At 44.7% G+C, this 14823-nt stretch carries 10 protein-coding genes; 2 read left to right on the top strand and 8 right to left on the bottom strand.

The window, feature by feature from the left end; all coding sequences use genetic code 11:
* Positions 1–520: 520 nt before the first annotated feature.
* Together NKT06_RS13410 and NKT06_RS13405 are read right to left on the bottom strand one after the other, a co-directional pair.
* Entirely contained in the window at positions 521–1963 is a 1443-nt protein-coding gene (locus NKT06_RS13410; RefSeq protein WP_253442535.1) for a 6-phospho-beta-glucosidase, read from the bottom strand.
* Positions 1964–2249: 286 nt separating this feature from the next.
* Entirely contained in the window at positions 2250–3080 is an 831-nt protein-coding gene (locus NKT06_RS13405; protein WP_253434888.1) for an amidohydrolase family protein, read from the bottom strand.
* Between the two features lie 319 nt (positions 3081–3399).
* Here NKT06_RS13405 and NKT06_RS13400 point away from each other — a divergent pair, with 319 nt between their 5' ends.
* Positions 3400–5127: a cellulase family glycosylhydrolase gene (locus NKT06_RS13400; protein ID WP_253442534.1), complete on the top strand. Its 1728-nt coding sequence runs from the start codon at positions 3400–3402 to the stop codon at positions 5125–5127.
* A gap of 128 nt (positions 5128–5255) precedes the next feature.
* On the opposite strand, the gene NKT06_RS13395 is transcribed toward NKT06_RS13400, so the two are convergent.
* Positions 5256–5651: a hypothetical protein gene (locus NKT06_RS13395; RefSeq protein WP_253434885.1), complete on the bottom strand. Its 396-nt coding sequence runs from the start codon at positions 5649–5651 to the stop codon at positions 5256–5258.
* A gap of 409 nt (positions 5652–6060) precedes the next feature.
* Here NKT06_RS13395 and NKT06_RS13390 point away from each other — a divergent pair, with 409 nt between their 5' ends.
* A complete protein-coding gene (locus tag NKT06_RS13390) occupies positions 6061–6507 on the top strand; it encodes a hypothetical protein (RefSeq protein WP_253434880.1) in 447 nt (148 codons plus the stop codon).
* A gap of 131 nt (positions 6508–6638) precedes the next feature.
* Here the strand turns inward: NKT06_RS13390 and NKT06_RS13385 are convergent, their stop codons facing one another.
* The 5 genes from NKT06_RS13385 to rhaA all read right to left on the bottom strand — a co-directional run bounded on the left by NKT06_RS13385 (position 6639) and on the right by rhaA (position 14819).
* Positions 6639–8621: a sucrose-specific PTS transporter subunit IIBC gene (locus NKT06_RS13385; protein WP_253434876.1), complete on the bottom strand. Its 1983-nt coding sequence runs from the start codon at positions 8619–8621 to the stop codon at positions 6639–6641.
* Positions 8622–8647: 26 nt separating this feature from the next.
* Positions 8648–10123, bottom strand: a complete 1476-nt coding sequence (locus NKT06_RS13380) for a glycoside hydrolase family 32 protein (RefSeq protein ID WP_253434874.1) — start codon at positions 10121–10123, stop codon at positions 8648–8650.
* Positions 10124–10270: 147 nt separating this feature from the next.
* A complete protein-coding gene (locus NKT06_RS13375; RefSeq protein WP_253434871.1) occupies positions 10271–11254 on the bottom strand; it encodes a LacI family DNA-binding transcriptional regulator in 984 nt (327 codons plus the stop codon).
* Positions 11255–11731: 477 nt separating this feature from the next.
* Complete coding sequence (locus tag NKT06_RS13370) at positions 11732–13405, bottom strand: ribonuclease J (protein ID WP_253434868.1); 1674 nt, start codon at positions 13403–13405, stop codon at positions 11732–11734.
* A 142-nt stretch (positions 13406–13547) separates the two neighbouring features.
* Positions 13548–14819 (bottom strand): L-rhamnose isomerase, encoded by a 1272-nt coding sequence (rhaA, locus tag NKT06_RS13365; RefSeq protein WP_253434865.1) that lies wholly within the window; start codon positions 14817–14819, stop codon positions 13548–13550.
* Positions 14820–14823: the final 4 nt, after the last annotated feature.

Below are 14823 nucleotides of genomic sequence, written 5' to 3'. Positions count from 1 at the left end.
ATCCCCCCGTCACGTTCCACTCTCTTGGCAGTTATACATCGTCTTGGGGCATACAAAAAAAACCTGAAGCATCACAAAATAAACAAGACATGGTGGTCTGCTTTTTTTGGTGCTTAGGTTTTGCCTACTTTGAGTAGTAACAATCCCAGAAACGATATAATTGCGTCAAGTATAGCGCGAACCTGACCATATGTCAACGCTTTCAATGCGGGGGCAATCGGAAGTCCCATAGTTATATAAATTGAACTAGAGAATATTTACACTAGCTACTCCGATGACAGAACAACCTTTTGATCGCTGTTATCCCCAGATTTTTCGATTTCCTTTTTTAGAAGGGAAAATCCGGTGATAAAGGCGAGTTCATGCTTACGAAGGAGCTTTCCATTGAAAGCTTTTAGCTTCGCTTCTCCAACTTTTTCTGTCCTCTCCGTTTTGTGTAAATGTTTATTTCAATTTATATAGATGAAACTTCCGATGTTTTATTGCCGTACAAGACCATTTTAATTCAGAAAAATATAAACTACTCGTCGCCCAGATCTGTCCCGTTCGATTCGATTACATTTTTATACCAATCAAAACTCTTCTTCTTCAGTCGTGTCAGTTCACCATGACCTTCATTATCACGATCCACATAAATGTAGCCATAACGTTTTCTCATCTCACCTGAGGATGCACTTACAATATCAATAGGTCCCCAACTGGTGTAACCGATGATGTTGACCCCATCCTGAATGGCCTCACCCATTTCGGCTACATGTCGTTTCAAGTAATCAATCCGGTACGCATCATCCACTTCACCTTCCGGGGTAACCACATCATTGGCACCAAATCCATTCTCAACGACAAACAGCGGTTTCTGATAACGGTCATGTAGTTGATTGGCGGTAATACGGAATCCTTTGGGATCAATTGTCCATCCCCATTCGGACTTCGCCAGATATGGATTGGCTACCGAGCCAAATACATTGCCACTGGTCATATTTTTGACAACTTCCGGATCGGTACTGGTTGTACGACTTGAATAGTAGCTGAACCCGATATAATCTACCGTATGATCCTTCAAGATTTCTGCATCTTCCGGCTGCATAACGATGTTCAATTCGTGGTCCTTGAAGAAACGTTTAGCGTAACCCGGATATTCCCCACGTGACTGCACATCGATGAAGAAATAGGACTCTCTATCTTTTTCCATACCCTGGAACACATCTTCCGGATTACAGGTATACGGATAGAAGCTTCCTGCCGCAAGCATACAACCAATCATGGCACCAGGGATAATCTCATGACATGCTTTGACTGCCAGTGCACTTGCAACCAATTGGTGGTGAGCAGCCTGATATTGAATTTCCTTGATGTTATCCCCTTCATTGAACGCCAGTCCCGCCCCAAGGAACGGAAGATGAAGCAACATGTTGATCTCGTTAAATGTCATCCAGTATTTCACCTTGTCTTTGTACCGTGTGAACACTGTTATAGCGTACGTCTCGAATAACGTTACCAGTTCACGACTTCTCCAGCTACCATACTTCTCGATCAGGTGTACAGGTACATCGAAGTGAGCTAGTGTAACGACAGGTTCAATGCCGTTTTTCAATAATTCATCAAACAGGTTATCGTAAAATTGCAATCCTGCTTCATTCGGCTGTTCATCTTCTCCTGTCGGGAAAATCCGTGCCCAGGCAATGGACACACGCAGCGCCTTGAATCCCATTTCTGCAAACAGAGCAATGTCTTCAGGGTAACGGTGATAAAAATCGATTGCTTCATGTGAAGGATAGAACTCGGTAGCGAGCGGCGTAAAAGCCGGAACATGACCTTTCATAATGCTTCTGCGGCTCTCTCCTGTTGGCAGCAAGTCAACGATGCTCAGTCCTTTGCCATCTTCCAGATACGCGCCCTCCGCCTGATTCGCAGCAATGGCTCCACCCCATAGAAAATCTTTAGGAAACTCAAAATTAGTCATCATCATTCTCCTTCCAAATATGTAGTTCAGCTATCCGCTCAAATCGTTAGAAATATTAATAAGACAAATTATTTAAGTTGAACTGCACAATTACACATTATTTGTTCAACTTAAATAGAAAAAACCCGAACCAGCCTGGGTACACGATTACGTGTAAACAAGCCAGCTCAGGTTATGCCCATATCGGTAACATTCCCAGATCACAATTATGCGGATTGGATAAAACTTTAGCAAGAATCAGAACGGTTGTCAACTTCTTGAAACCGGTTTAACGAGGAAATGCCCATTACGATATTTGATAAAACGCAGCACACGTCCCGCCAAGAATCATCTGTTGATCTGACACAGATAAGGAATGAATGTGAGACTTAATGAGACCGTATACATCAGAATACGAAGCCGCAAGGTTGCTCACTGGCCAATCGGACCCAAACATTAACCGTTCAGCACCAAAGGCTTCTATGGCGATGTTCAGATAGGATGTAAAGTCACTCGGAGTCCAATTTTCCCAATCTGCTTCAGTCACTATTCCCGAAAGTTTGCAGTATGCATTTGGTTGGGCGGCCAATGACTCAAGTGCTTCTTGCCATGGTGAGAGTATACCTGATTTGATGTCAGGTTTGGCCAGATGATCAAGTACAAATCGTTGTTCAGGAAACGCCTTAACCAGTTCAACGGCATAAGACAGTTGCTCCTTGGATACCAACAGATCATAGGCCAAATCATACTCTTTGAGCAATGAAATCCCGCGCTGAAAGTCTTCTCTCAATACATACTGAAGATCAGGTTCATCCTGTATGACATGACGCACACCCTTCAGAACCGGATTGGACGCGAGCAGTTCAAGTTGATTTCGAACATCATCCGAACAAAGATCCACCCATCCGACCACACCTTTGATAAACTCGTATTGGTCTGCCAGTTCCAGAAGCCACTCAGTTTCTGTCAGTGATTGTCTCGCTTGCACTGCAATGCATCCGTCCATCCCCGATTGTGCTAATATAGGTTCCAGATCTTTTGGGAGAAAAGACTGACGAATGGCTTTCATCTCTTCCCCAATCCATCCATACTCGGCGATATTGTATTCCCAGAAATGTTGATGTGCATCCAGCTTCATTTTACATTCCTCCAAGGGTATATGAATCTAATTATTGTTAGAATCAATTATATCATCACAATTCCAAATAAAATCATTATCTTTACACAATCTACTAGCTAAACCAAATCACTAATTATCACATGAGTTTTATTTCAATTGTGCAGGTATCCCCCTATATATAATCATGATATATTAAATTCCGAAAACGCTTTCAATACATAATTCGGTGGTGGTCCCATTTTTGAACAAGTCATGATTTGGTTTGAGTTGAGCTCCATTTTCACAGTTGCTTAACTTCTATTCAAGTTCAACCATTCTAACTGATAAGGAGATTATGTTGATGAAAAAAAACCGTAAATCCGTCCTCTCTCTTACACTCGTAACTGCCATGATTCTGTCTCTTTTCTCTTCGGCTGTCGCTTCCGCTGCAACAGACAACAGTGAACAGACCAGTACCTCAGCCGCGCCAAGCAAAATGCAGGCATACGTGAACGCCATGGAGCCTGGCTGGAATCTAGGTAACTCTCTGGATGCCGTTGGTGAGGATGAGACAGCCTGGGGCAACCCTCGTATTACGAAGGAAATGATTCAATCGATCGCAAGTGAGGGTTACAACAGTATTCGTATTCCTGTTACCTGGGAAGCTCACATCGGTGACGCACCCGACTATACAATTGATGCCGCTTACATGAATCGGGTTCAAGAAGTAGTGAACTGGGCCCTCGATGCCGATCTCTATGTCATGATCAATCTTCACCATGACTCCTGGCGCTGGATCAGTTACATGGAGAAAGACCATGACAACGTGCTTGCACGGTACAACGCAGCTTGGACTCAGATTGCGGACAAGTTCAAAGATGCATCCGACAAGCTCATGTTCGAAAGTGTTAACGAACCTCGTTTCTCCGAAGGCGGCACAACGGATGCAGCGATTGGATATCGCATGCTGGACGAGTTGAATACTTCTTTTCACAAGATCGTAAGAACTTCGGGTGGAAACAACGAGACACGTCCGCTTGTGCTTCCGACGATGCATACCTCTTCCGCTCAACCTGATCTGGATGAACTGAATAAGACCATTCGAAAATTGAATGACACCAATATTATAGCAACCGTTCACTACTACGGGTTCTGGCCATTCAGTGTGAACATCGCAGGTTACACCAAATATAACGAGGAAGTACAGAAGGACGTTACCGACACATTCGATCGGGTATACAATGCTTTTACAGCCAAAGGCATTCCGGTTATTGTTGGTGAGTATGGCTTGCTTGGGTTTGATCAGCACACAGGTGTCATTGAGCAAGGCGAAAAACTGAAATTCTTCGAATTTGTTGGACAATATCTGCGTCAAAAACAGATGACAACGATGTTGTGGGACAACGGACAACACTTCGGACGCACAAGTTTTACTTGGTCTGATCAGGAACTATTCGATACGATGAAAGCAAGCTGGACAGGTCGCTCATCCACAGCTGAAACGGACCTCGTATATTTTAAACAAGATGAAGCCATTCAAGATAAAAAAGTAAAACTTAATCTGAATGGCAACAAATTCAATTCTTTGAAGAATGGCACTACCCCACTTGTCAGAGGTAAGGACTATACGATCAGAAAAGATGTACTTACGTTAAAGTCCAATCTGTTAACCAAATTGACAGCCTCTGGTGATTTAGGTGTAAATGCCACACTCACAGCAGGATTCAACGAAGGTACCGACTGGAATTTTAACATCATTAAATATGACACACCTAAGTTAAACGATGCGACTGGTACAACCAGTGCATTTGCCATTCCAACTACGTTTAATGGCAACCAACTGGCAACGATGGAAGCGACATATGCAAACGGGGAGAACGCCGGTCCACAGAACTGGACTTCCTTCAAAGAGTTCTCCTACACATTCAGCCCAGATTACGAACGTCATGTGATCGAGCTAAAACCTAACTTCTTTAATGAAACGAAGGATGGCGAAGTCACCCTCAAGTTCCACTTCTGGAATGGAGATGTGATTACCTACAAAATCACGAAAAATGGAACCAGTGTTGTTGGCGTAGCTTCATAATAGTTATAGGGATTCCTAACTCAATCTATTTCCCATCGGAATCACGAAACGTTCTGTCCAGAGCAATCGGCTCGGACAGAACGTTTTTCCTTTGACTCAGATTTTCCGTATCCATTATGAATGACCGTTCATAATAAAAATGAAACATCCCCACTCTGGCTATGAATGACATACGTTGCACCAAGGCCCTTATATACAAGACCAACTGGAGCCTTGTTACTGGAAACGACATAAAGCTGTTGCGGATACCAGCTGTGACACAACTGGATATCCTCGCAACACTGAGGCAGATTATTCTCGAACACAAATGCATTGGAGACCATATATTCGGGACGAGTCTGTTGTATTCCTTCCGTTATTTGAATATAACGCACAGGAACTCTCCCAAGTGTTAGAAGTTGTTCCCGTTCCTCTTCACTGTGTACAAGCACAACGAAGGCTAACCCCTTTTTCAATAATACATCCACGAAATTCATCCCCGCTGCACTGTGCCCTGCTGATACAACAATCATTGCCTCATCCATTGCTGTCTACCTCGCCTTCAATCAGATCCTGCATATTTCGTTTCAAATACGTTATGTGCGAATCATAGTCCTCTATCCATCTTTCTGCAATTGAGCAGTATCCGATTCTGCACTTTTCTGATTGATTCCAGACCGTAATCCTGTTCATATCTTGTATAATCCACTCTTTACTCTGTAATTCTCCATATTTCTCGATTAATCATAAGCAGTTATAGAAACCGGATTAAGCGGGCCATAATCGCAGATATACCTCTTGTTAATCGTTTACATACATAGATTCAAAGCAAAAAAGTCTTAAAAACATCCATATTTCACCCTTGGATTATTTTACTTCATGCTCGTTTGATCGTAATATCATCGGCAGGACAACGATAACAATAAGCTTATTTAGCTATGGAGGTTGAACGGTGTGTTTGCAAGTTGTGATGTGCGCATACAGCGAGAGATGAGTGCTGATCCTAGAATCAGTTCTATGGAGATTATCCGATACGATATGCAGAGATTGCCATGCCTTGAGACCGATCAAGCAACCTGCTACTGTGGATTATTCAAGATCTCATGCGGGGAGACACATGGATTCGCTGAATTTAAACTATCTGAAGGAGTTCATCCTACAGATCTTGTACACTGGGCTTCGGTGTTCAGAGTATTAAAAGGCATGCATCCCAATCAGGCCATACATCATATCGAGCAACAACGAGAAATCTGGGGAAACGAACGTGTCCTGTTTGTGGAGGATGCTGTCCGTAATCTGCTGTTCAACCTGGAGAAACGAAATGATGGCTCCTCGAAATTGAGTCGGGAAGAAATCCGTACTTTTCTGATGCAATATGCGCTGACGTATTATTCCTTTTGAAATTATCTTTTCGGGTGAAAAGCAATACAAAAAGGCAAAGGAACCTGATGATACATACAAGTTCCCTTTGCCTTTTATGATTAGTACTTTAATGAGCCATGTAATAATACATCTCTATTTCAAACGATCAATTATTGAGGTTCATTGAACTTCACAATAAGTATTGCTTCCCCATTGGCTTGCACACGACCAGTTGAGGTTGCAGCAACATTTGTTATTGCTTCATTCCCGCTTGGAATCAGCACAGGTGTAATCAACGGCAGACCCGCAGCCTGAATGACATCCATGTCGAATTCGATCAATAATTGTCCTGCAGTTACACGATCTCCGCTATTCACATGCGCAGTAAAACCGTTTCCTTTGAGTCCAACCGTATTAATTCCGATATGAACCAGCATCTGTACACTTGTCTCATGCTCCAGAATCACCGCATGTTTACTCTTGTTCATGACATGTGCGATCACACCATCAAACGGTGCATACACTTTACCTTCTGATGGCTCAATGGCAATGCCCTCACCCATATGTTTTTCCGAGAACGCCGGATCAGGAACCTGTTCCAAAGCAACGACGGTACCATTCATCGGCGAAGCTATTTCGAGCAGATCTACCTTAGGACGATTGCTTATAACAGCATCGGTAACTGAATTAGCGCGCGGATTAGAATCCACTGCATGAGCTTCAACTGATGTTACTCCACTGTTGTCATGGCTCACCGATTCCTCTGCAATCGGTTGATCCTTATATCCGAAGAACCAGGTAAGTGCAAAAGCAATAGCCATGGCAACCACGTTGGACAAGATATACAACGGCAGTTGGCTGTTGAGATAGAGCAATGTCCCAGGAATAACCGTTACTGCCATGCCTGTACCTTGCAGATGGAACAGGGAAGCGATGAAACCACCCACACCACCACCAACCAGTCCCATAATAAATGGTTTCATATAACGCAAGTTAACACCGAAGATGGCTGGCTCGGTAATGCCCAGAAATGCAGACAATGACGAAGGTAATGCCAGTGCTTTGAGTTTCATATTTTTGGTCTTCAGACCTACCGCAAGACAAGCGGCTCCTTGTGCTGCCATGGCACAAGTGATGATCGCGTTGAACGGATTAAATCCAGTCTTCTCGAGCAGTTGAATCTCCAGGAAATTAAAGATGTGATGCACACCGGTAACGACAATAATCTGATGGAAGAATCCAATGATAATACCTGCGATGCCAAACGGAAGATCCAATACGGCTGTTGTTCCATGCAGTACCCACTCTTCCAGGGAATGGAACACAGGACCAATCGCGAACAGTCCAAGCGTAATCATAACCGTTAACGTAATAAAAGGAGTCAGAATCAAGTCCAGTGCCTCAGGCACCCGTCTTCTTAGTACCTTCTCGAACTTGGCTCCAATCAAACCTACGAAGAACGCAGGCAGAACCGATCCCTGATAACCCACGACAGGTATAAAACCGAACATATGCAGCGGCTGGGCTGATCCATCCGCCACCGCGTAAGCATTGGGTAATGCCGGATTAACCAGCATTAGCCCCAGTACGATACCAAGTACCGGACTTCCACCGAATACGCGGAATGCGGACCAAGCTACAAGTGCAGGCAGAAACGCAAATGCCGTATCCGTCAGAATCTGAGTGAACAAAAGGAAATTGGAAGAGATATCATCAGGTGTTGCACCGAACAACGCCAGAATTTCATTCTGGGTAAGTAATCCGCGTAATCCCATGAACAATCCTGTAGCTACCAGTACGGGAATAATGGGAACGAATACGTCACCAAATGTGCGGATAGCTCGCTGAAAAGCATTTCCTTCCTTTTTTCCCTGACTCTTCACATCATCCTTGGACGATCCTTCGATTCCCAGCTTCTCAACCTCTTCAAAGATTCGATTCACCGTTCCCGTACCAAAGATAATCTGATATTGACCCGAGTTGAAAAAAGCCCCTTTCACCTTTTCGATGTTCTCGACCGTTTTCTGGTCAATCTTCTCTTTATCTTTCACCATGATGCGAAGGCGTGTTGCACAGTGTGCAAATGATGCGATATTCTCTTTGCCCCCGATGGCATGAATGACTTCCTGGGCAATCCGTTGATTCTCCGACATGTTATCTCATTCCTCTCACGTAATACTTAATAATGCCATTGTGTTGCTTCAAAATCAGCTTTGCCTCCGTGTGCAAAGAAACGAATATCCACGCTGTCCCGACTTGGGAAAATGCGGCTGGTAAAGACCTCTTCCCCATCGTTCACAAAGATCTCCACTGAAGATGCATCTACGAACAGATGGAACTTAATTACGTCCGCAGTAAGCGCGCACCGCCGTACAGCGCCATTTTGCTCTGCCAGCTCGGCACCAGACATCGTCCGATCCAGAATAACTTTCTGCTGAATCCGATCATACAAAAGAACCGTTTTCTCAGTTCCACTTGCTCGGAATTCGATGCCGACAATCTCTGCTTCTACATGGCTTATCTCACATATCAGCTCATATGAAATTCCATAGAAACCTGTGAAAGATCGACTCTCATTATCAATCGTTGCGCGAATATGAGTGCCTTTCTCCTGTTGACGCAATTGGATCATTTCAGCAACCGGTTGTTGAATTAACTTCCCGTCTCGTAGTGTCAATTGCCGAGGAATGGTCAGGCAATGTGCCCAACCGTTATCATCTGTCGGATACGCCAGATCGGGAAGACCCATCCAACCAACCAGGATACGTCTTCCGTCCGGGCCCTGCATGGTTTGCGGAGCATAGAAGTCGAATCCACGATCCAACTCCTGAAATTCACCATGATTGAACTCTCTCGTCTGGAGATCGAGCGGCTCACCGATTAGATAACCGGACTGAAAAATATTCTGATAGTGATCTCCCGCAGCATCTAAGCCTTGTGGAGAAAAAACAAGTACACCTTTCCCGTCCATCTCCATATAATCCGGGCACTCCCACATGTAACCAAAGGAGGTTAATTGCGTGCGAATTTCACCAAGAAACTCCCAGTTGTTCAGATCAATTGAGCGATACAGTACCGTACATCCCGTCTCGTCTGTTCTCTGCGCACCAATTACACAATAATATGTGTCTCCTTGTTGCCACACTTTGGGATCTCTGAAGTGTTCCGTGTATCCGGCTGGAACAGACGAGATTACGGGATAATTCAGTTTGGTTACTGAACCGCTTTCATCCATGACTGCCAAGCATTGATACGGATGTCTGACCCAAGCCTCATCCCTCGTATTGCCTGTGTACAGCAAGTGCAGGTTGCCGTCTTTTTCAATCGCACTGCCGGAATAAGCTCCGTGTGAGTCATATCTGCCACCCGGTTCGATTCCAATCCCGATATTTTCCCAGTTCACCAGATTGTTCGAGCGGGTATGATACCAGTATTTCATGCCGTGTTCTGTTCCAAGTGGAAACCACTGATAGAACAGATGATAATAGCCTTTATAATATACAAAACCGTTAGGATCATTAAGCAGACCTGTTACAGGCTGAATATGGTAACTCTGTCTCCAAGGACACTCGGATATCTGTGCTTCAAGCTTCGCAATCTCACCAGGCTCAGCTTGCTCAATTCGTCTGTAGCGCTGCTCTCTAGTCATTTTCATAGCTGTTCTCCATTCAAAATATAGGAACCGGTTCCAATCGGCACAAAAAAATAATTCCATTTGGCATTAATGCCTGCCCGTGTTCGCATATCCGTATTGGATATTCACTGTGGAACCGGTTCGATGGAATTATCATAAATGATGTTTTTATAATTTGTCAACGCTTTCTCGAGGAATTAGTTCTACGTCCAGTGTTGTTCGTTCCTCCACCGACTCGCCTTTGACCAGACGAATAATGTGATTCGCCGCTACTTTGCCTGCCTGCAAATAATGATATTTCACAGTAGTCAGCGTGGGATGAATCATCTCCGTAATATCATATCCGCCAAATCCGGTAACAGACAAATCTTGCGGTATGCGAATTTTATTGGAGAACGCAATCTTCATCACACCCAGTGCGATATTATCCGTAGCCCCTACAATGATTGTTGGTGTGATCTCTTTCAGGATGGCTTCAGCGGTCACGATGGCTTCAGACATCTTGAAGCTTGTCTCATAATACTTCACTTCACATCCATCACACTCGGCGATTGCTCGCTGGAACCCCTGTTTGCGATAGATCCCTACCGCCCGATCCTTCTCGCTAACTCCCATATACACGATCTTGCGGTGACCCTGTTCGACAACATATTTGCCCATTTCATAGCCAGCCTGATCATCATTGTGAACCAGACTATGTAATTGCTCATGCTGCTGCCCCACCAATAACACCGGAATCCGTATATCATCAACGGCCTTCAGATGTGCTTCAGTCACTTCAGCAGCCAGCAGAATAATACCCGATACCTTCTGTCGTGCAAAATCATAAATGGCATCAATCTCGCGCTGCATGTCCTGACTCGTATTAGCGATCAGCATCTGATATTGATTACTGCGCAGCTCTTCATCAATTCCGATCAATGTCTGGGATGTCGCAAAAGAATCGAGACGTGGCACAACCGTACCAATGATACTGGTCTTCTTCGCCTTTAAACTCTGTGCAAAAGTGTTTGGGACATAATTGTATTGTTTGATAATACGCTCAATCTTCTGACGTGTATCCTCACTAACAGATCCGCCATTCAGATAGCGAGAGACCGTGCTTTTCGCCACACCTGCCATCTGAGCGATATCAGAAATCGTTTTATTCATAAAGACTCCTCTTGTTTCTATTAGCTATATAGATTGAACTCAAGAATATCCACACTTACCACTCCGATGACAGAACAATCTTCCGATCGCTGTTATCCCCAGATGTTTTGATTTCCTTTTTCAAAGGTGAACATCCGGAGATAAAAGGCGAGGCGTATGCTTCCGATGTAGCTTTCTTTCAGAAAGCTTTTAGCTCCGCTTCTACAGGTTCTTTCTGTCCTCTTCGTTCTTATGTGAATGTTCAGTTCAATTCATATAGTTTACCTTTTATTATACTTCGAATCGCAAAGCCATGGCGAATTAGATTCACCTCCGTTTATCGTACATTTATCGTAGGTTCTCGATGTAATAGCAAAAGCCCGATATCAATGTGACGTTCATACAGAAGTATGATCCGACATTCATCAGGCTGTTAAACTTTCGTATACACTTTATGCTCAGATCACTAACACAGGCACGCTCGCTACTTCCTACATCTCAGACTTCAATAATAATAGGCAAGATCATAGGTCTTCTCTTTGTTTGAGCGTAGATATAGTGACCAATCTCGTCTTTTAGCTTTCTTTTGATCACATTCCACTGATTCACGCTAGACGCGGTCAACTCAGCCATCCGGTTTAGAACCAGCTCATGAATTTCATGCATGAATTCTTCCGAGTCCTTGACGAACACAAACCCTCTGGAGATAATTTCGGGTGACGTGACCATCTGTTTTTCCGTTTTGCTTAATGTAGTTACAATCACCAACATACCATCGGACGACAGTTGCCTGCGATCACGCAGTACAATATTGCCGACATCACCCATGATCAGACCGTCTACGAGACTGTTTCCTGATGCAATTTTGGGACCTAGAGAAGCAGTGCCGTCTTTATACTGGATCATATCCCCGTTATTCACGATAAACACATGATCACGTTCTATACCTACGGACTCGGCAAGCAGCCTGTGCTGATACAACATGCGGAACTCTCCGTGAATCGGGATCAGATAATCCGGTTTCATCAGGGTCAACATCAATTTGAGCTCTTCCTGACTGCCGTGTCCCGATACATGCATTCCTGCTGCACCACTTGAACCATATATCACACGTGCTCCGAGAACATACAGGTTATCAATGACATGTGCAAGATTCCGTTCATTGCCAGGAATGGCTCCGGCCGCAATAATGACCGTGTCCCCAGCGTTAATTCTTACATGTGGATGCTTACCGGATGCCAGACGTGATAATGCTGCCATCGCTTCTCCCTGGCTACCTGTACATAAGACAACAACCTGTTCAGGTGGAAACTGGTCCGAGTCGATGGCTTCAATCAACAATCCGTCAGGAACTTGCAGATAACCCAATTCACTGGCCACCGATACTACATTCACCATACTTCTGCCCAACAGTGCCAGTTTGCGACCTGTCTCGAATGCTGCATTCACAATCTGCTGTACTCTGCTGACATTTGACGCAAAAGTAGAGATAAATACTTTTTGTTTTGCACGGATAAAGGCATCCAGAATGTGGTCTCCCACAACACGCTCGGAAGGTGTAAATCCAGGTCTTTCTGCATTGGTACTCTCGGAGAGCAAAATATGGACACCCTGTTTGCCAATCTCGGCCATGCGGTGCAGATCCGGGAAAGGTCCATGTACAGGAGACATATCAAATTTGAAATCTCCGGTATGCACGACATTGCCCGCCGGGGTCTTAAAGAAGATACCAAGACAATCCGGTATACTATGACTGGTTGCGAAAAAGGAAACCTCGATTCCTCCCAGCGTAATGCTGGAGTGAGCATCGATTGTATGCAGGTCCGCCTTGCGAAGAAGTCCATGCTCTTTCAGTTTAAGCTCGATCAACCCTCGAGTGAGCCTGGATGCATACACGGGGATGTTCATTTGTTTTAACAAATAGGGAATGCCACCGATGTGATCTTCATGTCCGTGGGTTACCACAAGACCCCTTACTTTATCCAGATTCTCCAGCAGATACGCAACATCCGGAATGATTAGATCAATCCCAGGCAATGTCTCATCGGGAAACTTCGAACCACAGTCAATCACAATGATGTCCTGATTGTACTGGATCAGATACATATTCTTCCCTATTTCATTCACGCCGCCAAGTGCAGCGATATACAGTTTGTTGTGGGCTAGATTCAACGCTATTACTCCTCCTCTGCGTGGCAAACGTATGCGATACGGATCTATATTCCTAGTATGGAAGCAATCGCCTCACTTATGCATTTCGAAGTGATTATGCCAAAAAAACCACCACGGAATTTCATTCCGCAGTGGTTTATAATTACACCAACGATTTATCACGCTGTAGCAATACGTCTTGTTCATAGGTTTTAATATCGGTGATCCACTTTTCACGAACAGGCACTCCCTGCCTAGCACAATAGTAGTCCCAGATTGCGCCAAACGGATAGGATTTGAACTCTTCCGTTAACGCGAGACGCAAGGTGTAATCTCCATCCAACTCAGCTTGTTTCAGAGCATCCACCGGTTCCAGCATCGCACGGAGAAGGGCTTTGATCGTATTGCGAGTACCCACAACCCATGCAGCTACACGGTTAATGCTTGCATCGAAGAAATCCAGTCCAATATGTGTGGTCGCAAGCAGATCATGTCGAACCAGTTCACGGGCAATTTCCAGCAACTCATCGTCCATGATTACGACGTGGTCACTATCCCAGCGCATCGGGCGGCTTACGTGAAGCAGAATGCCACTTGTAAACAAAGACAAGGACGACAGTTTATTGGAAATAACCTCTGTTGGATGGAAATGACCCGCATCCAGGCAGATTAACGTATCATTTTGCAAACCATAACCCATATAAAATTCATGAGAACCCACCACATAGGCTTCCGAACCCAGACCAAACAGCTTGCTCTCTACCGCGTCCAGGTTATGCTCCGGGTTAAGTGGTTCGCCGAATACTTCGTCCAGCGATGCCTTGAGACGTTTGCGTGGTGTCAACCGATCAACCGGATTATCCTTGAACCCGTCCGGTACCCATACATTGGTTACACAAGTCTGACCAAGCTGTTCTCCGAAGTAAGCACCAATCCGGCGGGAGGCCTTGCAGTGATCAATCCAAAATTTGCGAATCTCAGGGTCTGGATGACTGAGCGTGAACCCGTCACTTGATTTTTCATGGGAAAAACATGTTGGGTTGAAGTCCAAGCCGAGTCCTTGTTCTTTCGCCCATTTCACCCAGTTCTCATAATGCTTTGGCTCAATCTGATCCAGTTCAACCTGTTCGTCTGTATCCGTGTAAATCGCATGCAGATTGACCTTATGTTTACCGGGAATCAGAGCAAAAGCTTGCTCCAGATCGTTACGAAGTTCTGCTGGTGTGGTCGCAGCCCCCGGATATTGACCTGTAACGGAAATACCTCCTGTTAACTCGCCATCTTTATTCAGAAAACCTTTAACATCATCGCCTTGCCAACAGTGTACGGATACTTTGATCTCCGCGAGTCTGTTCAGCACCTCGTCCGTGTCAATTCCGTGCTGGGCATACAATGTCTTGGCTGCTTCATATGCTTGCTTGACTTGGTTATCCATCCGC

The organism is Paenibacillus sp. 1781tsa1 (assembly GCF_024159265.1).
In the GTDB taxonomy this organism is placed as follows: domain Bacteria; phylum Bacillota; class Bacilli; order Paenibacillales; family Paenibacillaceae; genus Paenibacillus.
The sequence above is the reverse complement of the archived record's forward strand: the minus strand, read 5'-3'. Positions and strand labels throughout refer to the sequence as shown.

Bases quoted from the DNA above. Each gene is read 5' to 3' on its own strand.
- NKT06_RS13410 (WP_253442535.1), bottom strand. From the start codon at position 1,963: ATGACTAATTTTGAGTTTCCTAAAGATTTTCTATGGGGTGGAGCCATT.
- NKT06_RS13405 (WP_253434888.1), bottom strand. From the start codon at position 3,080: ATGAAGCTGGATGCACATCAACATTTCTGGGAATACAATATCGCCGAG.
- NKT06_RS13395 (WP_253434885.1), bottom strand. From the start codon at position 5,651: ATGGATGAGGCAATGATTGTTGTATCAGCAGGGCACAGTGCAGCGGGG.
- NKT06_RS13385 (WP_253434876.1), bottom strand. From the start codon at position 8,621: ATGTCGGAGAATCAACGGATTGCCCAGGAAGTCATTCATGCCATCGGG.
- NKT06_RS13380 (WP_253434874.1), bottom strand. From the start codon at position 10,123: ATGAAAATGACTAGAGAGCAGCGCTACAGACGAATTGAGCAAGCTGAG.
- NKT06_RS13375 (WP_253434871.1), bottom strand. From the start codon at position 11,254: ATGAATAAAACGATTTCTGATATCGCTCAGATGGCAGGTGTGGCGAAA.
- rhaA (WP_253434865.1), bottom strand. From the start codon at position 14,819: ATGGATAACCAAGTCAAGCAAGCATATGAAGCAGCCAAGACATTGTAT.